A 20,121-nucleotide genomic window follows, 5' to 3' on the forward strand; every position below is an offset into this window, starting at 1 on the left:
GTTAAGCCTTATCCTTATGCCTGTTTTTCAATGGCTGGCTTTGCAGTTTTTTCTGCTTCAGCCGGCTCGTACTTTTTCAGTTTCTTTTTAAGACGTCGAACTTGAAGCTGAGTTTTTAGTTGAATGCTAGCGAAGATAACCCAAGCTACAGCAAAACCAACCACAAATACCACGCCCAATAGCGTTGATAAATGGAATTCTCCTTTCGCTAAAAGGTAATTAAAGGTCACCAGTTCTTGGTTTTGTGAGCCTAAAGCCAGTGCAACTAAAAAGAGAACTAAAACAGCAACGATTTTTATAATTTTCATTTTACATCACCCTTCGAGGAGTAAGTAGGTAAGATTATGCAGGAAAATGCTTCTTCAGACTACGTATATTAGCAATAATCTATACCCAAGTAACCTCAAGATGCTGGGTTTGTAGACACACCCTAGAAGTTAAAGTTATTTGGGTATCACAACTTGCGTATGAAATGACCTAATTGAATTTTCGTAAGCGATATTACAAAAAAGCGGCATACACAAAAGTATGCCGCTTTTTTAATCCAATAAGAGTGCGTTAGCCTAGATTCACACGCTCACGAAGCTCTTTACCAGGTTTGAAATGTGGAACGTATTTACCTTCCAATTCCACTTTGTCGCCCGTTTTAGGGTTACGACCGACGCGAGGCTCACGGTAATGAAGAGAAAAACTACCAAAGCCACGGATCTCGATACGATCACCGCTCTCTAGTGTAGAGGCCATGTGCTCTAAAATATCTTTTACAGCATCCTCTACCTCTTTCGCTGATAAATGTGTTTGCTCAGCGCAGAGTCTTTCAATCAGTTCAGACTTAGTCATAGTTGCCCTCTTTGAGTATCTTTATCACTCATTATAGTAAGTAATACTAATTCCAACAAACACTTGCTAACAATTCTAGACAAAATTTACGCAAATTGCGTAATGATGAAATGCCTTTTATTAAGATAGTTTACCAGCATTAGTATTACTACTTTGAACATAAAAAAGGAGCCTTGCGGCTCCTTTTTAGCTTAAGCGAGTATATTATTCGCCTTTAGCAGCTTTGAAAGCGTCAGCCATTGCATTACCAAAAGCAGCTTCGTCTTGCTTGTTGATAGATGCCATTGCTTCTTGCTCTTCAGCTTCGTCTTTAGCTTTGATAGATAGGTTGATTACGCGGTTCTTACGGTCTACACCTGTGAACTTAGCTTCAACAACATCACCAGCGCTTAGGATTAGAGAAGCATCTTCTACGCGATCGCGAGATACTTCAGAAGCACGGATGTAACCTTCAACGCCTTCTGCGATTTCAACAGTAGCACCTTTAGCGTCAACTGCAGTTACAGTAGCGTTAACTAGAGTACCTTTCTTGTTGTCAGCAACGTAAGCATTGAATGGGTCGTTTTCCATTTGCTTGATGCCTAGAGAGATACGCTCACGCTCAGCGTCTACTGCTAGAACAACTGCAGAGATCTCGTCGCCTTTCTTGTACTCACGTACAGCTTCTTCGCCAGCAACATTCCAAGAAATGTCAGATAGGTGAACTAGACCGTCGATGCCGCCTTCTAGACCGATGAAGATACCGAAGTCAGTGATTGACTTGATCTTACCAGTAACTTTGTCGCCTTTAGCTTGTGCTTCAGCGAATGACTGCCATGGGTTAGCTTTACACTGTTTCAGACCTAGAGAGATACGACGACGTTCTTCGTCGATTTCAAGAACCATAACCTCAACTTCGTCGCCAACATTAACAACTTTAGAAGGGTGGATGTTCTTGTTAGTCCAATCCATTTCAGAAACGTGTACTAGACCTTCAACGCCTTCTTCGATTTCAACGAAGCAGCCGTAGTCAGTTAGGTTAGTTACGCGACCAGTTAGTTTGTGACCTTCTGGGTAACGCTTAGCGATTGCTACCCATGGATCTTCGCCTAGTTGCTTAAGACCTAGTGATACGCGAGTACGCTCACGATCGAACTTAAGAACTTTAACTTGGATCTCGTCACCAACGTTAACGATTTCAGATGGGTGCTTAACGCGCTTCCAAGCCATATCTGTGATATGTAGAAGACCGTCAACGCCACCTAGGTCAACGAACGCACCGTAGTCAGTAAGGTTCTTAACGATACCTTTAACTTCAGAACCTTCTTGTAGAGTTTCTAGAAGCTCGTCACGCTCAACGCTGTTTTCAGATTCGATAACAGCACGACGTGAAACAACTACGTTGTTACGTTTTTGGTCAAGTTTGATAACTTTGAACTCTAGCTCTTTGTTTTCTAGGTGAGCAGTGTCGCGGATTGGACGTACGTCTACTAGAGAGCCAGGAAGGAAAGCACGGATACCGTTTAGTTCAACAGTGAAACCGCCTTTAACTTTACCGTTGATGATACCAACAACAGTTTCAGCTTCTTCGTAAGCTTTCTCAAGAACGATCCAAGCTTCGTGACGCTTAGCTTTCTCACGAGAAAGTTGAGTTTCACCGAAACCATCTTCAACAGCGTCTAGAGCTACGTCTACTTCAGCGCCAACTTCAACTTCAAGTTCGCCAGCAGCGTTCTTGAACTGTTCAGCAGGGATAGCAGATTCAGACTTAAGACCAGCGTCAACAAGAACGAAACCGTTCTCGATAGCTACTACAGTACCTTTAACGATGCTGCCTTGTTGGAATTCTGTTTCGTTTAGAAACTCTTCAAAGAGTTGAGCAAAAGATTCAGTCATTTATTTAATCTTCAATAAATTAAACGTCCACGGGTATCCTACCTCATGGGGTTATTAAATTCGCCGGTCATCATCCTTGCGACCAACGCTCTTAGCTTAGTCGAGTATCATTACTCAGCTAGCTTCGATTCGATATATTGTAGTGCCTTTTCTACTACTTCGTCGATAGTCATCGACGTAGAATCTAGCACAAGCGCATCCTCTGCAGGGCGTAGTGGCGCCACTGGGCGGTTACGATCTCGGTCGTCACGCTCTTGGATCTCGCTTAAAAGGTCAGCAAATTTAACATCTAACCCTTTATCTTGCAACTGTTTAAGGCGTCGATTTGCACGCTCTTCCGCGCTTGCATCAAGGAAAATTTTTGCTTGAGCACTTGGGAATACAACCGTACCCATATCACGACCATCAGCAACAAGGCCAGGAGCGGCTTCAAACGCACGCTGACGGCGCAATAATGCTTCGCGAACGCGTGGTAATGCAGCCACTTTAGACGCAGCCATACCCGTTTCTTCTTTACGAAGCTCACCTGAGACATCTTCACCTTCTAAGATAACCTTCACTAGGTCACCTTCGGCGATAAATTGGACGTCTAGGTGTGTCGCTAGCGGGACAAGAGCATCTTCAGACTCAGTATCAACACCGTGGTGAATCGCAGCGAGTGCAAGTACACGATAAATTGCGCCAGAGTCTAAGAGTTGGAAACCCAACTTTTTCGCCAGCAACATACATAAAGTGCCTTTACCTGCACCACTAGGTCCATCTACGGTTACAACCGGAGTTTGAGAGGACATGTTCTTCTCCACCTATAGTTTCTTTTTAGCAATTTGCTCGGTTTTCGAGGCGCGTATTATACGGGTAATCGCCTTCTGGAGCGAGGAAAAATGTCGTGTAAAGCATTACACCCAATGCTCACTTGGGTTCATCAGGACACATAAAAATAAGTACTGGATATTGAGTCGTTTGTAGACAAATTAGTTCCAATAAAAATGGCGAGAGTTTTCACTCTCGCCATGTTGAATGACCGAATTATCTCATTGATTAGACAATTGGTTTTTGACCACGCTCTGCAAGTTTAAGCACAACACTGTCAGCGACTTTACTTGCTACACCAGCAAGCTTGTCTGCCAATTTTTTCTTCTGCACGTAATGAACGGCTAACACTGTTTTTTCTTTGCACGCAGCAACAACAAGATCATCAGAGGTGCTGATTTCATCCACTAGTCCCAACTCTTTAGCTTGAGTACCAAACCAGTGCTCACCCGTCGCCACTTTTTCCAATTCTAAACTTGGACGACGCTCACGGATGAAGTCTTTGAACAATACGTGCGTTTCTTCTAGCTCTTGCTTGAATTTATCACGTGCTTTGTCGGTGTTTTCACCAAACATGGTTAGCGTGCGTTTGTATTCACCAGCCGTTAACTGCTCGTACTCGATGTCGTGCTTTTTCAGCAGCTTATTGAAGTTTGGAATTTGTGCGATGACACCAATCGAACCCACAATCGCAAATGGTGCAGAAACAATTTTGTCTGCTACACAAGCCATCATGTAACCGCCACTTGCTGCTACTTTATCAACCGAGATGGTCAGAGGAAGTCCGGCAGCTTTGATGCGATCAAGTTGAGAGGAGGCTAAGCCGTAACCATGAACCATACCACCACCAGACTCTAGACGAAGCAATACTTCATCGCCTTCACGAGCAACAGCCAAAATGGCAGTGATTTCTTCACGTAGAGACGCGACTTCTTTTGCATCGATGCTACCGTTGAAATCAAGAACAAACAGGTGTGGTTCGCGTTTGCTGTCTAGCGCCCCCTCTTTGCTCGCTTGTTTGATTTCTTTCTCGCGAGATTTGTTCTTCTCTTTTTCTTCTTTCTTCACCGCTTTGTCACGAGCTTTGATAAAAGCATCGTCATGCAAATAGTGTTCAAGCTGCTCGATAGATTGCTTGTGCTGTTCAGAAAGATTCGTCACTTCGAGTTCGCCTTTTGCAGCGCCCGATTTGCTACCAACCGATTTAACAAGGATGAGAATGACAATGATCGCAGCAACAACTGTCACAATCTTGGCCAAGAATAAGCCGTAATCTAATAAAAATTCCAATGAGAGCTCCTTTATCTCATTCCAGCGAATATGTCGCTATGCTACACCGATAAATCAGAGAGAAGGCAACGTGGTTTGTAACCACTTGTTCTGATTGATAGCATACCTAACGAAAGTTCTGGAATTGGTATAACACATGAATTGGTGTATTGTAACCAACTTGTCACGATTACCAAGATTTTCCATTGAGAAACAGGCGTATTTTAGCGCTAACCCACTACATGGACCCTCTTACAATAATAAGGATTAAATACCGTGAACTACTCCGTTTCAAAAGATGCCCTAGAAGGTAAAGTCATTCTTGTTACTGGTGCAGGTAATGGCATTGGCCGCCAAGCGGCGCTTTCTTACGCCAAGCACGGCGCGACTGTGATTCTATTAGGTCGAAACGTTAAGAATCTTGAATCCATCTACGACGAAATTGAAGCCGCAGGTTACCCACAAGCCGCGATCATCCCTCTCGATTTAAAAGGCGCGACCAAGCAAAACTACATTGATATGGCCGAAACCATTGAAGGTCAATTTGGTCAACTAGATGGTTTATTACACAATGCTGGTGTTCTTAGCGCGTTATGTCCGTTCGAGCAGATCAACGAAGAGGACTTCGATGACATCATGCAGATTAACGTAAAAGCCGAGGTGCTGATGACTCAAGCGCTACTGCCTGTCATGCGTAAGTCTGAAGCAGGTCGCATTATCTTTACCTCTTCTACCGTTGGCCATTCTGGCCGTGCTTTTTGGGGTCCATATGCGATATCTAAGTTCGCAGTGGAAGGTATGATGCAAGTATTGGCGGACGAGTTGAGTGACACGCCAATGCGCGTTAACGCAATTAACCCTGGTGCGACTCGAACTCGCATGCGTGAGAAAGCGTACCCAGGTGAAGACGCGAACACGCTGAAAACACCGCTAGACATTATGCCGCTGTATCTGCATTTGATGGATCCTGCGATGACAGACATACACGGCCAGTGTATTGACGCCCAACCTAAGCGTAAGTAATACATTATCACAACCTCACATAATCGATTAAAAAGGCAGCAAACGCTGCCTTTTTTCATTTTCTCACTGACAAAAATCTTGCGTGTTTTCATTATAGAAATATACTGTATATATATACAGGTATTTTATTTATGCAAGACATCATACAACACTTAAAAAGCCAGCATCTTGTTTGGCAGGCCAATTTAACAAAAGCGGACGACCATCAATTCCTAAGCAGCTCCGGTTTTGCTGAGCTAGATGAATTGCTTGGTGGCGGCTTTCCTTCTCACGGTGTGGTAGAGATGGAATCCGTAGGCAGTATTGGTGAACTGCGTTTACTCGCTCCATATCTAAAAGCGTCTCTTTCGAGAGGGGTAACCGCATTCATTCAGCCTCCAGCGTTAATGAATTCGCTGTTTCTACACAATATTGGCTTAGATATAAATCAAGTTTGGATCGTAAGTCCTACACATCATCGAGATGCTTTGTGGACCGCAGAACAGTGTCTGAAAAGTGGTGTTTGTGCCAACGTATTGCTATGGCAAGACGAACTAGAAATCCACCAAGTAAAACGCTTACAGGTTGCCAGTGAACAAGGCGCTTGTCCGCTTTTTATGCTCAAACCGAGCATGGCAAATCGCTTGTCCCTACCTGTGTCATTGAGCTTAAAGCTGCAAGGTCATGAACAAGGCGTAAATGTGGAAGTATTGAAACGCAAAGGGGGCTGGAACAAAGGCAGTATCAATATCGACTTTCAACATGATTACCCGCAGTTAGTGATGCCAGTGATGACTCATATCCCATCGACTGTGGTGAACTTCCCATTGGCGAATCAAGGATAATCACATGGTTTTGTGGATCTACTTGCACTTCCCTCGCCTACAGTTGGATGCGCTGTTTGGCAACAACCAAGAGCACCCGGTCGTCATTGTCGAAAGTCAACGCTGCCGGATTATTCAATACAACGAGACGGCCAAGCAGCAAGGCATTAAGCCAAATATGGGCTTAGGCAGTGCTGCGTCTTTGTGTCATGACTTGCAAGTGCATCCTTACCACCCACAAACGGAGTGGAATAAGTTGCAAGAGGTGGCTCAATGGATGTATTTGGTCACTTCTGATGTCGTATTGATACCAAACCAAGGTATTTTGCTGCGTGCGACGCCAATGCTTAATCTCTATGAAGGATTACAAAACTATTGGAATAAAATCCGAACTCATTTAGATGAACTAAAATTGAGCTTTCAGTTTGGTTGTGGCTTCTCACCTTTTTCCGCTAAATTGATGGCATTATCTGGTGCGAATGTGCTTAACGAAGATAAAACTTCTATCCAAAAAGCTTTATTTCCGTTGCCATTAACCCTAACCGATTTATCGCCCTCCAATGTTGAAAAACTCCAACGAGTGGGCGTAACAACGCTGCAAGGGTTACTGGAATTGCCATTGCAAGACATCGCTCGCCGTTTTGATATTGATTTAGTCAACTACGTCGGACGACTTACTGGTCAGTTCAAACACCCTGTCGACTTTTACCATCCAAGCGAGTCGTTCCAAGTGTATTTGGAGTTACTGTTTGAGATCGAAAACGTTCAGTGGATTGAAAAACCGTTAGCAAAGCTCCTTCGCCAACTCGAAACCTTTCTAAAATTGCGAGACAAAGTCGCCTTTGAACTTCGCTTAACGCTCCATCAACGCGATAAACACGAGCAGCATCTTCAGCTCACCTCAGCTCAAGGCGATTATCTATGCCATCGCTGGCAACAACTGGCGAGTTTGAGCTTAGAGTCGCTCACGCTTAATGGAGCGGTGGTCGGTTTGACACTCAAAGTTGTTCGTCAGGGTGAGCCTTTAAGTGCTGCGCGAGATCTTTTTTCTGGACCCAAAGGACAGATGAATGCGTTAGAACTGCTCTCTTTACTCCAAGCTAAACTTGGGAAAAGTGCAGTGCTCAAACCAGATATTGCCTGCGACCCAAGACCGGGGAAAGCCAGCCAATACCGACTAGCCGATGAGCCAGACGTACCCACTCATAGCATCCCAGATTTGCTGCGCCCAGCAATGCAACTGCCTGCCCCCATTGCTCTACAAGAGCAAGTATCGCTGGTGCATGGACCAGAACGAATCGTATCCGGATGGTGGGATGGCGACGAAATTATGCGCGATTACTACATTGCTCATACCAAGCAAGGTCGCTGGTTATGGGTATTTCGCGATCAACATAAACATTGGTTTCTTCATGGCTATTTTTGTTGAGTCGTTATGAGTTACGCAGAATTATTTTGTCAGTCTAATTTCTCTTTCCTCACTGGCGCTTCTCATGCAGAAGAGCTTGTGTTGCAAGCGGCTTTTTATCGCTACCATGCCATCGCGATTACTGACGAGTGCTCGGTCGCTGGCGTGGTCAAAGCCCATGCAACGATTGAGCAGCATAAACTTGATATCAAACAGATCGTCGGCAGTATGTTCTGGCTCAACGAAGAGTGCCAAATAGTCCTACTTTGCCCCTGCCGTAAAGCTTATGCTGAGATGTGCCGTATCATCACTAACGCGAGACGACGCAGCGAAAAAGGCAGTTATCAGCTTTCTGAGTGGGATCTGATGTCGATTCGTCACTGCTTAGTATTGTGGCTTCCTACCCATCAAGCGAGTGACCATTACTGGGGGCGCTGGCTCAATCAACACCATAACAATCGACTATGGGTTGCGATTCAACGTCATCTTGGTGGCGACGATGATGCCTACACAAATCACTGCGAGAAGCTAGCTCACGAATTGCAACTGCCTATTACAGCTTGTGGCGGCGTACTCATGCACACGACTGAGCGCCTGCCTTTACAACATATACTCACCGCCATTAAGCATGGTTGCAGTGTTGATAAGCTGGGCTTTGAACGTCTTTCTAATGCTGAACGCGCATTACGACCACTGAATAAGTTGGTTCGTATCTACAAACCAGAGTGGCTAGAGGAAAGTAAGTACATCGCGGATTTGTGCGAATTCAAATTGTCTGATCTGAAATACGAATACCCTACAGAACTGATTCCTAATGGCTATACACCAAATTCTTACTTACGAATGTTGGTGGAACAAGGTAAAGAGCGTCGCTTTCCTGAAGGCGTGCCGGAGGACATCAACCAAACCATCGAAAACGAACTGAGGTTGATAGAAGACCTCAAGTACCATTATTACTTTTTAACCATTCATGACATCGTCATGTTTGCTAAACAGCAAGGCATTCTTTATCAAGGCCGAGGATCAGCGGCGAATTCCGTCGTGTGTTACTGCTTAGAAATCACCGCCGTCGATCCAAGACAAATCTCCGTCTTGTTCGAACGATTTATCAGTAAGGAACGCAAAGAGCCACCAGATATCGACGTTGACTTCGAACACGAGCGCCGTGAAGAAGTCATTCAATACATTTATAAAAAATACGGACGTGAACGTGCCGCTCTTGCCGCAACAGTGATCAGTTATCGCTTCAAAAGTGCGGTACGTGAGGTCGGAAAAGCGTTAGGTATTGAAGAGACCCAATTGGATTTTTTCATCAAAAATGTTAACCGCCGAGATCGTAGCCAAGGTTGGCAAGCACAAATTATTGAGCTTGGTTTGCAACCGGAATCGCTCAAAGGTCAACAGTTTATCCAACTGGTGAACGAGATTATTGGTTTTCCTCGTCATCTTTCTCAGCATGTCGGCGGCTTCGTGATTTCATCTGGTCCATTATATGAATTGGTGCCCGTTGAAAATGCAGCAATGGAAGATCGAACTATCATTCAATGGGATAAGGACGATCTCGAAAGCTTAGAGCTTCTGAAAGTCGATGTATTGGCGCTCGGGATGCTCAATGCTATCCGTAAATGCTTTCAATTAATTGAGAAACACCATCAGCGATCACTTTCAATTGCTGAGATCACTCGCCGACAAGATGATCCTCATGTATATCGCATGCTCCAAAAAGCAGACACCGTTGGCGTTTTTCAAATCGAATCTCGCGCGCAAATGAGCATGCTGCCTCGCTTAAAACCAGCTTGTTATTACGACTTAGTTATTCAAATCGCGATCGTACGCCCAGGGCCGATTCAAGGCGACATGGTTCACCCGTTTTTGAAAAGGCGCAACGGCGAAGAGCCTGTCAGCTATCCATCAGAAGCAGTGAAAAGCGTTTTAGAAAGAACCATGGGCGTGCCTATATTCCAAGAACAAGTCATCAAACTTGCCATGGTCGCTGCGGGGTTTAGTGGTGGCGAGGCCGATCAACTTCGTCGAGCCATGGCTTCATGGAAAAAGAATGGTGATTTAGCCAAGTTTAAGCCTAAGCTGCTCAATGGCATGCAAGAGCGAGGTTACGACTTAGCATTTGCGGAGCGCATTTTTGAACAAATTTGTGGCTTTGGTGAATACGGATTTCCAGAAAGTCATTCAGCGTCTTTCGCCGTTTTGGCGTATTGCTCGGCATGGCTAAAATACTACTATCCCGCAGAGTTTTATACGGCACTGTTAAACAGCCAGCCAATGGGGTTTTACAGCCCTTCTCAATTGGTGCAAGACGCTCGTCGTCACGGCGTCGAAGTTCTGCCTATCTGTGTCAATCATTCCTATTACCAGCATCATTTGATTCAACGCCCCAATGGCCGACTTGGTGTGCAACTGGGCTTTCGATTGGTTAAAGGCTTTAATGAGGAAGGCGCGACTCGCTTAGTCGAACGACGACCAAAAACGGGCTATCACTCAATACAAGAGGTCAAACAAATCTTGAGAAGTCGTCGTGATATCGAATTATTAGCTTCTGCAAATGCCTTTCAGATCTTATCGGGTAACCGTTATAACGCACGTTGGGCAGCGATGGATTCACTGTCCGATTTGCCTTTGTTTCATCATATCGAAGAGCCAAGCGTTAGCTATCAAGCACAGCCATCTGAATATGAAAGCCTTATTGAAGACTATGCCAGTACAGGTCTTTCGCTGAATCGACACCCAATTACTCTGCTAGAAGAAACGGGAATACTTCCTCGCTTTACGCGTATGAAGCAATTGGTTGATAAAGAGCATAAATCGCTTGTGACTGTGGCAGGTGTCGTCACCGGAAGGCAGTCCCCAGGCACTGCAGCAGGCGTTACATTTTTCACCTTAGAAGATGACACTGGCAACATTAACGTTGTGGTATGGAGTGCGACGGCAAGAGCGCAAAAGCAAGCTTACCTCACCTCAAAAATATTGATAGTAAAAGGTATTTTGGAACGAGAGGGAGAAGTCATCCACGTCATTGCGGGTAAATTGATTGACTGTACTCATTACTTATCCAACTTGCAGAGTAAGTCTCGTGACTTTCATTAAGAATGAGTAGATACAACAAAGGGAGGTTACCCTCCCTTTGTTTACATTCATTGATGAGTTAGGCGTTTGTAGAAAGCACCTGACGCAAACGATCTTGTGCTACTTCAACTAACAAATCTGGCTGGAATTTTGAGATAAAACGATCACAGCCTACCTTTTGCACCATCGCCTCGTTAAAGCTACCGCTGAGTGACGTGTTCAACGTGATGAACAACTTCGACATACGAGGATCGCTACGGACTTCGTGAGTCAATTTGTAACCATCCATCTCTGGCATTTCAGCGTCCGTGATCATCATTAACAGCTCTTTTTCAACATCACGACCTTCATCACACCAACGTTTGAGCACCGTTAATGCCTCTAAACCATCTCGGCACTCGATGATGTTCATACCCAATTGAGAAAGGGTGTCACGTACTTGGTTTCTTGCTGTCGAAGAGTCGTCTACGATAAGAACGTTACGTCCAACCATCGACTGCGATAAGTCGTGATCTAAGATATCTTCTGAGATAGTGACATCATAATGAACGATTTCCGCCAACACTTTCTCAACGTCAATAATCTCAACGATTTGAGAAGTATCACCATCTTTCACTTGGGTGATAGCTGTGAGGTAGTTAGAGCGTCCAGAAGTCGATGGCGGCGGCTGAATTTCAGTCCATGCGGTATTGATGATGTTACGTACCGGACCAACAAGGAAACCCTGCACCGAACGGTTATATTCCGTCACGATCAAGTTTTCTTCTTCCGCTTCTCCACGAAGAGGAGGAAAACCAATCGAACAACGCAAATCAATCACAGGTACGGCTTCACCTCGAAGAGAAGCAACACCACGGATGTTGTAGTGTGAGCCAGGCAGCTTAGTCAACGGCGGAAGCTTTATCACCTCTTTCACTTTGAACACATTAATCGCAAATAACTGACGACTGTTTAACGTGAACAGCAAAAGTTCCAGTCGGTTTTCACCCACTAAGTTCGTACGCTGATCAACCGTATTTAAAACTCCGGACATACTACTACCTAAATTCTGAACGATTATTTTTCACTCTTTATTGGAAACCTTGCTGAGAATACAAGGCGACGTTTTTTAATGAGTGTATAGATATCTAAGTAAACTCAATACGTTAGCTTGATACGTTTAACATCATGAGCCAAATTAGATATAAGTGCAAATTACATCAATGACGTGCACATAGCAATGCACTGCTGCTCAGATTCGTCATTTGATGGCTTTTTAAGATCAAAAAAGGGTGCGCTCTTAAGCCACACCCTAAATCAAATTAAAGATAGAAAGAAGTGATTAACCTTCCACCACCTTCATTAACAACTGCCCATCATACAGAGCTTGTTTTATCAGCGCAGCGCCCGGCATCGTCGCTTGTTTATAAAAGCGAGATTCCACCAGCTCAAGATCTTGGTGATAAACAGGCAAGCTTTGTTCTTCAATACAACGGCGAACGGCTGGATAAAGCACCTCTTTCGCTTGGTTAATTACCCCACCAATCAAAATCTTTTCTGGGTTAAACAAGTTGATCACGATAGCAATCGCAGAACCTAAATAGCGTCCCAATTTTTCAATCACATCAACCGCGAGAGGATCGCCATTTGCCGCGGCTTCACAGATACTTTCGATGCTCATCTCTTCTTGATCCGCAAGAATGGAGGCTTCACCTTCAGAGATGCGTCTTACCACTTCTTCACGAATCGCTTGCGAGCTGGCAACCGTTTCTAAGCAACCAATGTTGCCACAGTGACATCGCTTCCCGTTGGGATCAATTTGAATATGCCCTAGTTCACCAATATTACCGTGGCGGCCTTGAAGAACTCGCCCATCAAGAATGATACCGGCGCCTAAACCATGGTGAATCGAAATAAGAACAGAGTTGTCATTTTCTTGGGAATGGCCAAAGAGCTTTTCAGCTAAAGCCCAAGCTCGCGTATCGTTGGCAATAAAGACCGGCAAACCCGTCGCTTTGTAAATCTCTGGCCCCAAAGCAAGGTTTTCGACGTTATAGTGAGGCATTTGTAGCACCACGCCCTGCTCAGAGTTTACAAGGCCTGGAAGCGTAATCGCGATGCTAGTAACGCGATCGAGTTGATCGGCATACGTCTGAAAAAAATCGTCAATTTCGTAGAGCAGACGCTCAAGAACATCGTCTTGGTCACGTTCATGAATTTCGATTTTGGTATCGATCAAGACATCGCCACCCAACTCATGCAGAGCAATTGTCAGATAGCCACGACCTAAACGCATCGACAGAAACTGCCAACCTTCGTTGTTAACTTGTAGGCCTACGGCAGGACGACCACGACTTGTCGCCTCTTGTACGGTAGTTTCATGAATCAAGTGTGCTTCGATTAATTCTCGAGTGATTTTGGTGATACTCGCAGGCGCAAGCTCACTTTGCTTCGACAAATCAATTCGAGAAATTGGACCTTTTAGGTCAATAAGTTTATATACACGACCAGCATTGACCTGTTTGATATGATCAATATGGCCCGGTTGAGCCATGTACATCTTGCACTCCGAAATTCTATAACGAGACAATTTTTTTACTTTGCGAAGTAATTGTGAAGTGAATTAATAAATCCCCGTGACAAGCATCACGTATAAACATGTTTGTTTGTGTATTCAATCAAATAACGGGAAATCTACTCCTGTTAAATTGTTTGAAAAATAACTTATTTTATTCTTCAAATTAGGAGAGCAACATAAGCGACCACAGAGCATCCCTACAAAGAGGTTTTCGCTAACTCGTTAGTCCTCTATGTATTATCCGTCTGTTTTAGCGAGTGTCACTCTTCATGCAAACAATCTGTGCATATACTTATACCTAACTGGCATCGAGCTTAGAAAATACTGACCTCGACAGTGGTTAAATTAAGTAAGAATAAAATTTGAGTTACTTTGTCCTACACCTGCATTCTTCGGAGAATCTATGACTTCCAAATTAAGAAGAACGAAAATTGTCACCACTCTTGGCCCTTCAACTGATAAAGACAATGTGCTGGAGGAGATCATTAAAGCTGGTGCGAACGTCGTTCGTATGAACTTTTCTCACGGTACAAGTGAAGACCACATTCAACGTGCTAAAAAAGTACGCGCGATTGCCGCAAGATTAGGGCGTCAGGTTGCCATTCTTGGCGATTTACAGGGACCTAAAATTCGTGTTTCGACCTTTAAAGACGGTAAAATCACACTCAAAGTCGGCGATAAATTCACACTAGATAGCGACTTACCAAAAGGCGAAGGGAACCAAGAATCCGTTGGTTTGGATTACAAAGAACTGCCTCAAGATGTTTCACCGAACGACATTCTACTGCTTGATGATGGCAGAGTTCAATTGCAAGTCACCAGCGTAGAAGGAAATAAAGTCCATACCCGAGTGACCGTTGGTGGTCCATTATCCAACAACAAGGGCATCAACAAAAAAGGCGGTGGCTTATCAGCCGATGCACTCACGGAAAAAGACAAAGCTGACATCATCACAGCCGCAGAAATTAAGGTCGACTATTTGGCCATTTCTTTCCCTCGCAATGGCGAGGACATGCACTATGCCAGACGCTTGGCCCGGGATGCCGGCTTAGAAGCAAAACTCGTCGCAAAAGTAGAACGTGCAGAAACCGTCGCCACGAGCGAGTCGATTGACGATATCATCCTAGCTTCTGACGTCGTGATGGTCGCTCGCGGCGATTTAGGCGTTGAGATTGGCGATCCTGAGCTGATCGGTGTTCAGAAAAAACTCATTCGTCGAGCTCGAAGTTTGAACCGAGTCGTCATTACTGCAACTCAAATGATGGAATCCATGATCAATAGCCCAATGCCAACGCGTGCAGAAGTCATGGACGTAGCAAACGCCGTTTTGGATGGCACCGATGCCGTGATGCTGTCTGGAGAGACCGCTGCCGGTCAATATCCGGTAGAGACCGTGAAATCAATGGCGGATGTCTGTATTGGCGCAGAAAAGATGTCTGAAGCAAGTCTATCGACCTACCGTCTCGACCGCACCTTTGAAACAGCAGAAGAGACCATTGCAATGGCAACCATGTACTCAGCGAACCACATGGAAGGCATTAAAGCGATGATTGCATTAACAGAGTCAGGAAGAACTGCTTTGATGATGTCACGCCTAAGCTCTGGTTTGCCGATTTTTGCTTTATCGCGTAACGAATCGACGCTCAACCGCGCAGCGTTATATCGTGGCGTGACGCCAGTGTACTTTGATGCGAAATGCGATGCGGGCTTACCAACCGCTCAAGCCGCAATTTCCAGCCTCAAAGATCAAGGTTACTTACATGAAGGTGACTTAGTGATCATCACTCAAGGTGACGTGATGGACGTCGTTGGTTCAACCAACTGCATGCGTATTCTGCCAGTCTAACGTAATAGAAATGCTAAGGGCTCCAGTGGAGCCCTTTTTTGTTTATCACTTAGGTGACTTACGCTAGCTTAAGCACTTTCTCGACCTTCAAGATCCATATTCAGTTGATCGTATAACTGAACCAGATTAAACCCAGCTTGCAAGCCCAATTGATAATCATGCTCTAACGCTTCTGGTTCACTCAGGAGTGAAGAAGATTTCAAGCCCTCTTTGGGTGCAATTTGCAAAATAAACGTGTCGTCCGGTGGGTTTGATAAAAACGCCTGCGTTAGCTCAAAGGTCTGGTAGTGAATCATCAGCATATCGGCCAAGCCAGAATCAAAATTCTCACCAATCAAATGGCTTAATCGATACAAATTATCAGCACCAAATAACCAACGACCACCGTTGAGAAGCATTTTCCCAGTTAACTTAGACTGGTGCGCAGTATTAATTTTTTGTTGGAAGAAAGACGTCCAGTCAGACTTCCATTGGCTGACTTTTTGTTGCCAAGATTGCTGCACCGAGTTTATGGATTCGCGATACCATTCTACTGGCACGTCTCCGATTTCACTTTGCGCCCTCGCCTCTATCTCAGAGAAGGGTTCTGTGCGAATCACAATAATGTTGCGCGCATTTTGTCGCCACGCTTCTTGAACCGGAATCGAGGCTGATACACCACCATCCACAAACTTTTGCCCATTTACATCGACGGGGCCATGGTACAACTTAGGAATCGCACAAGTGGCTAGCATGGTGTGGAACCAATCATCCCCAAGAATCGGCAAATACTGATCGGATAAATTTTCCACGTTCGTAACGGCTGCAAACGCTCCTCTTCCAGCCAAGGTCTTACGCCCTAAATCGAGATCAAGTTTGTAAGGAAAATCTTGGATTCTTTCTAGCGCCCACTCAAGACTCAAGTATTGTTGCTTACGAATGTAGCGGAAAAGATTAAAAAACTCAGGAGAAGTAGTCAGTTCGGTAATGAACGCTTTACCCATGCCATGTTGACGACATAAATACGAGCAAAGGTTTAGAGCACCGGCAGAAGTGCCGTAAAACTCATCGAAAGGATCGAAATTAGAAAGGAGTAGTGCATCCAACACTCCAGCGGTAAAAATCCCTCGCTGCCCTCCTCCTTGTGTGACTAGAGCAGTTTTGCCATGTCTAAAGTGCTCATAAACTTCTATATCGAGCTCTGTATGGCTTTCGGTGATTATACCGCTGTTACGTATCATCGGCTCACGCCAGTTTTCTGATGCTTATTGTTAGGCCGTCGTAATCGCAATAATTCCGAACGACAAAAGCACTGCGAAAACACTGACGACAATGATTAGTGCGGATTTTAGATCGTGTTCCATAAACGCCTCCTTGACCTGTAACAAATTAATAACACCAGTGTGAAACATGTTCAAGATTTGGTTAATTTAGTCGCGCGATTTTGACTAAGCCATCACAATTAGCTTAGTCATAATAAGGAGATAGGACATGAAGAATAAACTCAGTTGGCTAGTTGGGGGCATGTTAATGAGCTGCGCATTGAGCGCACAAGCAAATGTTATCGTAACCCCATTTATTGGCTTTACTGGCGGCGGGCAAGTCGAAGATGAAAACAAAAACACCTATGACATAGACCCTGCCCTCAGTTACGCCTTATCAATAGAAACACCTTTTGAAATGGGAAAAATCGGCCTTTTCTATTCTGCACAACCGACAGAGCTCAAAGAGTTGTCGAACTCCGCCGATATCCATTATTTACAATTCCAAAGCAATATTTACTATCCCCTCGCTGAAGGTTGGCAAAGCTATGTAGGGTTGGGGGTTGGCGGGTCTTACACCGACGTCGACTGGGCTGATAAAAAATACGGTTTTTCTGCCAGTGCTTTTGCTGGGTTAGAGTACGCATTTTCAAAAAACTTTGCTCTAACGGCACAAGTACGCTGGTTAGGTACGGTCGTAGATAATGACACATCTGGTGCATGCACTTTGCCATCTGATGGTTCAAGCTGCATCATCAAATTCGATACTGATTGGATGAACCAATTTCAGTCAAACGTAGGCTTTAGTTTTCGCTTTTAACTGAGGCAAATTAACCGGAACATTATCTATAGGGTGTGCAAAAGATAGTCGTACGCCCTAAATGATAAAAATAGTCCATAAGACCATTCAAATAGCAATATAGCAGTCATTTATTTCACTAAACCGCCTAGCCAACCTTTCAGATCACCTATTTTCTCACTATTTAACAACATTAAAACCACACAAAACACTACTGTTAACATTTAGAATCTATTGCGCTCTGTATTATTAGAAGTTAGTCTGAATAACGAAAACAGATAAATATTTCAGTTTTATCAAACACACATCAACATAATAAGAGTTAATCTCTAACTTCTCTTACGTTAGGCAAAACATAACTCTGCAAATTAATGACAAGTTAGAATTTAGGATCATAAAACTGACGGATAACAGTTGTCCTTTCTTTTAACAATTTAGCAGGGATTGCAGATCAACTGAGAGAGCTTCATTCCTTAGGGAGTCGTATAGGAGTCAGATATGAAGCGAGAACAATGGGGATCCCGTGCAGGATTCATCTTAGCAGCAGTCGGGTCAGCCATCGGATTGGGTAACATTTGGCGTTTCCCATACATGGCTTACGAAAACGGTGGCGGCGCATTTTTTATTCCTTACCTTTTTGCCATGATCACTGCCGGTATCCCATTCATGATCCTTGAGTTCAGTATGGGACAAAAATACCGTGGTTCAGCACCGAAAACACTAGCAAAAATCCATTCGAAGTTTGAATAGCTTGGCTGGTTCCAAGTTGGCGTTGCTGCTGTTATTGCCGTTTACTATGTTGCGGTAATTGGTTGGTCTATCTCTTACTTTGGTATGTCGTTTACTCAAAGTTGGGGAACCGACACTAACGCGTTTTTCTTTAGCGAATACCTAAAGTTAGGTGATAACTCACCAACAAACTTAGGCGGTATTCAATGGAAAATTGCTATAGCGATGACCATTGCTTGGGCTGTTACTTACATTGCCATTGCAAGTGGCGTTAAGTCCGGCATCGAACGCGCATCAAAAATCATGATGCCAATCCTATTCTTGATGGTTCTATTTCTGATCGGTCGCATGGTATTCCTACCCGGTGCACTCGATGGTGTGAACTATATGTTCGAACCCGATTTCAGCAAGATTTGGGACGTAAAAGTATGGGCTGCCGCGTATGGTCAAATCTTCTTTACCCTAAGTATCGGCTTTGCAATCATGTTGGCCTACTCAAGCTACTTGCCTGAGAAGTCTGACATCACAAACAACGCCTTTATGACCGTACTGATCAACTGTGGTTTCTCTATCCTTGCAGGTATCATGATCTTCTCTGTATTGGGTTACATGGCTCAAGAGCAAGGTAAACCACTAACAGAAGTTGTCTCTGCCGGCGTAGGCCTTGCCTTTGTGACGTTACCTGCGGCAATTAACCTATTGCCAGCACCTTACATTCTTGGCCCGCTGTTCTTCTTTGCGCTTGTTGTGGCCGGTCTAAGTTCACACATTTCGATTATGGAAGCAGTGACGTCAGCCATTATTGATAAGTTAAAGTGGAGCCGTAAGAAAGCAGCAAATGTGGTAATCGGTACTGGCTTTGTTGTGTCGATGGCATTTGCGACCAACGGTGGCCTACTGCTACTAGACTTAGTCGATCACTTTGCAAACAACGTTGGTATTATGGTTGGTGGCTTGATTGAAATCGTATTGATGGCTTGGTTGCTAAATCGTGTACCAGAAGTACGCGGCTACGTGAATGAGCGTTCTGACTTCTCTATCGGTCAATGGTTTGAGATTTGTTTACGCTTTGTCACACCAATCATGTTAGCAATCATCTTGGCAACTAAGCTTTATGCGCTATTTACAGAAGGCTATGGTGGCTACGATCTAACTCTAGGTTGGGCAATCATTGCCGCACTCTTTATCTTTGGCTTACTTATCAACGCAGCAAACCGCAAGGAGGCAGTAAAATGACCGTTAGCGCAATCATTATGATGGTTCTTGGTTTGGGCATCACTTGGGGTGGTGCAGCTATCTGCATTAAACGTGCGATGAACAAACAGTAAGATTGAAATTCCGTCTTAATCAGACACAAAATGCCGAGGGCTAGAAGCTGTATTTCACACCAACAGCTCCACCCAACTGTAAGTCAGGGCCTTTATAGAGATCGAGCTCAGGATGGATCTGCGCATAAACGTCCCATCCTTTCGATAGGTCCCAGTTCACGCCAAGTGGAACACGAATACCAAATTCGTCATCCCACTCATACCAGCCACCAACCCCGACATACCAAGTGATTGGCATATTCTGGTCAAACGCACCACGCTTCGCAATATAGTCGAACGCCATGCCATCGTTGCCAATGATACCTCGATATTTGTTGTCAACTTCCACAACCACGCTCAATTGCTGGTCTACTGCCATACCGACAGACAGATTAGCAGGCTCGTTAGCCGCCATTGCCGAGCTAGAAATAAGACCCACTGCTAAGATAATTTTATTCTTCATACACGTTATCAATTCTTAAAAAACATCGTGCATAATTCAAACATGTTCAATATTTGTTATGTCATCAGTG

At 44.4% G+C, this 20,121-nt stretch carries 17 protein-coding genes and 1 pseudogene; 8 read left to right on the forward strand and 10 right to left on the reverse strand.

What is annotated here, in order from left to right:
• Nucleotides 1–14: 14 nt before the first annotated feature.
• The 5 genes from OU793_RS09995 to sohB all read right to left on the reverse strand — a co-directional run bounded on the left by OU793_RS09995 (nt 15) and on the right by sohB (nt 4,815).
• Entirely contained in the window at nt 15–308 is a 294-nt protein-coding gene (locus OU793_RS09995; RefSeq protein ID WP_005457987.1) for a lipopolysaccharide assembly protein LapA domain-containing protein, read from the reverse strand.
• A gap of 250 nt (nt 309–558) precedes the next feature.
• A complete protein-coding gene (ihfB, locus tag OU793_RS10000; protein ID WP_005491075.1) occupies nt 559–840 on the reverse strand; it encodes an integration host factor subunit beta in 282 nt (93 codons plus the stop codon).
• 204 nt (nt 841–1,044) lie between these two features.
• On the reverse strand, nt 1,045–2,715 hold the full coding sequence (rpsA, locus tag OU793_RS10005; RefSeq protein ID WP_005494602.1) for a 30S ribosomal protein S1: 1,671 nt from the start codon (nt 2,713–2,715) through the stop codon (nt 1,045–1,047).
• Nucleotides 2,716–2,825: 110 nt separating this feature from the next.
• Nucleotides 2,826–3,506, reverse strand: a complete 681-nt coding sequence (cmk, locus tag OU793_RS10010; RefSeq protein WP_005494601.1) for a (d)CMP kinase — start codon at nt 3,504–3,506, stop codon at nt 2,826–2,828.
• 247 nt (nt 3,507–3,753) lie between these two features.
• The gene (sohB, locus tag OU793_RS10015) at nt 3,754–4,815 is read right to left on the reverse strand and encodes a protease SohB (RefSeq protein WP_005494599.1); all 1,062 of its coding nucleotides are present in this window, start codon (nt 4,813–4,815) and stop codon (nt 3,754–3,756) included.
• 255 nt (nt 4,816–5,070) lie between these two features.
• Between sohB and OU793_RS10020 the strand changes: the two genes are divergently transcribed.
• The 4 genes from OU793_RS10020 to OU793_RS10035 all read left to right on the forward strand — a co-directional run bounded on the left by OU793_RS10020 (nt 5,071) and on the right by OU793_RS10035 (nt 11,130).
• Nucleotides 5,071–5,817 (forward strand): YciK family oxidoreductase, encoded by a 747-nt coding sequence (locus OU793_RS10020; protein WP_005453938.1) that lies wholly within the window; start codon nt 5,071–5,073, stop codon nt 5,815–5,817.
• A 131-nt stretch (nt 5,818–5,948) separates the two neighbouring features.
• Nucleotides 5,949–6,641, forward strand: a complete 693-nt coding sequence (gene imuA, locus OU793_RS10025) for a translesion DNA synthesis-associated protein ImuA (protein ID WP_140103837.1) — start codon at nt 5,949–5,951, stop codon at nt 6,639–6,641.
• A gap of 4 nt (nt 6,642–6,645) precedes the next feature.
• The gene (locus OU793_RS10030) at nt 6,646–8,049 is read left to right on the forward strand and encodes a DNA polymerase Y family protein (RefSeq protein ID WP_159404051.1); all 1,404 of its coding nucleotides are present in this window, start codon (nt 6,646–6,648) and stop codon (nt 8,047–8,049) included.
• A gap of 6 nt (nt 8,050–8,055) precedes the next feature.
• A complete protein-coding gene (locus OU793_RS10035; RefSeq protein ID WP_159404050.1) occupies nt 8,056–11,130 on the forward strand; it encodes an error-prone DNA polymerase in 3,075 nt (1,024 codons plus the stop codon).
• A gap of 58 nt (nt 11,131–11,188) precedes the next feature.
• Here the strand turns inward: OU793_RS10035 and OU793_RS10040 are convergent, their stop codons facing one another.
• Both OU793_RS10040 and OU793_RS10045 read right to left on the reverse strand, forming a co-directional pair.
• The gene (locus OU793_RS10040) at nt 11,189–12,142 is read right to left on the reverse strand and encodes a chemotaxis protein CheV (protein ID WP_005494587.1); all 954 of its coding nucleotides are present in this window, start codon (nt 12,140–12,142) and stop codon (nt 11,189–11,191) included.
• Nucleotides 12,143–12,430: 288 nt separating this feature from the next.
• Nucleotides 12,431–13,648, reverse strand: a complete 1,218-nt coding sequence (locus tag OU793_RS10045; protein ID WP_021453636.1) for an ROK family protein — start codon at nt 13,646–13,648, stop codon at nt 12,431–12,433.
• A 421-nt stretch (nt 13,649–14,069) separates the two neighbouring features.
• Between OU793_RS10045 and pyk the strand changes: the two genes are divergently transcribed.
• Nucleotides 14,070–15,512, forward strand: a complete 1,443-nt coding sequence (gene pyk / locus OU793_RS10050) for a pyruvate kinase (protein WP_005453949.1) — start codon at nt 14,070–14,072, stop codon at nt 15,510–15,512.
• Between the two features lie 68 nt (nt 15,513–15,580).
• Here the strand turns inward: pyk and OU793_RS10055 are convergent, their stop codons facing one another.
• Nucleotides 15,581–16,732 (reverse strand): patatin family protein, encoded by a 1,152-nt coding sequence (locus tag OU793_RS10055; protein ID WP_005453952.1) that lies wholly within the window; start codon nt 16,730–16,732, stop codon nt 15,581–15,583.
• 30 nt (nt 16,733–16,762) lie between these two features.
• Nucleotides 16,763–16,855, reverse strand: a complete 93-nt coding sequence (locus OU793_RS10060) for a YnhF family membrane protein (RefSeq protein ID WP_005494575.1) — start codon at nt 16,853–16,855, stop codon at nt 16,763–16,765.
• A gap of 127 nt (nt 16,856–16,982) precedes the next feature.
• Between OU793_RS10060 and OU793_RS10065 the strand changes: the two genes are divergently transcribed.
• The 3 genes and pseudogenes from OU793_RS10065 to OU793_RS10075 all read left to right on the forward strand — a co-directional run bounded on the left by OU793_RS10065 (nt 16,983) and on the right by OU793_RS10075 (nt 19,609).
• The gene (locus tag OU793_RS10065; RefSeq protein WP_140103834.1) at nt 16,983–17,573 is read left to right on the forward strand and encodes an outer membrane protein; all 591 of its coding nucleotides are present in this window, start codon (nt 16,983–16,985) and stop codon (nt 17,571–17,573) included.
• 477 nt (nt 17,574–18,050) lie between these two features.
• Nucleotides 18,051–19,517: pseudogene (locus OU793_RS10070) on the forward strand (sodium-dependent transporter).
• The gene (locus OU793_RS10075; RefSeq protein ID WP_005494570.1) at nt 19,514–19,609 is read left to right on the forward strand and encodes a MetS family NSS transporter small subunit; all 96 of its coding nucleotides are present in this window, start codon (nt 19,514–19,516) and stop codon (nt 19,607–19,609) included. The pseudogene OU793_RS10070 and the gene OU793_RS10075 overlap by 4 nt, the downstream one beginning before the upstream one ends.
• Before the next feature lie 40 nt (nt 19,610–19,649).
• On the opposite strand, the gene OU793_RS10080 is transcribed toward OU793_RS10075, so the two are convergent.
• The gene (locus tag OU793_RS10080) at nt 19,650–20,051 is read right to left on the reverse strand and encodes a hypothetical protein (protein WP_005453959.1); all 402 of its coding nucleotides are present in this window, start codon (nt 20,049–20,051) and stop codon (nt 19,650–19,652) included.
• Between the last annotated feature and the right edge of the window lie 70 nt (nt 20,052–20,121).

Origin of the sequence: Vibrio sp. VP6 (assembly GCF_028823755.1) — a bacterium.
Taxonomy (GTDB): domain Bacteria; phylum Pseudomonadota; class Gammaproteobacteria; order Enterobacterales; family Vibrionaceae; genus Vibrio; species Vibrio parahaemolyticus.

Coding starts and splice junctions, on each gene's coding strand:
- OU793_RS09995 (WP_005457987.1), bottom strand. CDS start 308: ATGAAAATTATAAAAATCGTTGCTGTTTTAGTTCTCTTTTTAGTTGCA.
- ihfB (WP_005491075.1), bottom strand. CDS start 840: ATGACTAAGTCTGAACTGATTGAAAGACTCTGCGCTGAGCAAACACAT.
- rpsA (WP_005494602.1), bottom strand. CDS start 2,715: ATGACTGAATCTTTTGCTCAACTCTTTGAAGAGTTTCTAAACGAAACA.
- cmk (WP_005494601.1), bottom strand. CDS start 3,506: ATGTCCTCTCAAACTCCGGTTGTAACCGTAGATGGACCTAGTGGTGCA.
- imuA (WP_140103837.1), top strand. CDS start 5,949: ATGCAAGACATCATACAACACTTAAAAAGCCAGCATCTTGTTTGGCAG.
- OU793_RS10030 (WP_159404051.1), top strand. CDS start 6,646: ATGGTTTTGTGGATCTACTTGCACTTCCCTCGCCTACAGTTGGATGCG.
- OU793_RS10035 (WP_159404050.1), top strand. CDS start 8,056: ATGAGTTACGCAGAATTATTTTGTCAGTCTAATTTCTCTTTCCTCACT.
- OU793_RS10040 (WP_005494587.1), bottom strand. CDS start 12,142: ATGTCCGGAGTTTTAAATACGGTTGATCAGCGTACGAACTTAGTGGGT.
- OU793_RS10045 (WP_021453636.1), bottom strand. CDS start 13,648: ATGTACATGGCTCAACCGGGCCATATTGATCATATCAAACAGGTCAAT.
- pyk (WP_005453949.1), top strand. CDS start 14,070: ATGACTTCCAAATTAAGAAGAACGAAAATTGTCACCACTCTTGGCCCT.
- OU793_RS10055 (WP_005453952.1), bottom strand. CDS start 16,732: ATGATACGTAACAGCGGTATAATCACCGAAAGCCATACAGAGCTCGAT.
- OU793_RS10060 (WP_005494575.1), bottom strand. CDS start 16,855: ATGGAACACGATCTAAAATCCGCACTAATCATTGTCGTCAGTGTTTTC.
- OU793_RS10065 (WP_140103834.1), top strand. CDS start 16,983: ATGAAGAATAAACTCAGTTGGCTAGTTGGGGGCATGTTAATGAGCTGC.
- OU793_RS10075 (WP_005494570.1), top strand. CDS start 19,514: ATGACCGTTAGCGCAATCATTATGATGGTTCTTGGTTTGGGCATCACT.
- OU793_RS10080 (WP_005453959.1), bottom strand. CDS start 20,051: ATGAAGAATAAAATTATCTTAGCAGTGGGTCTTATTTCTAGCTCGGCA.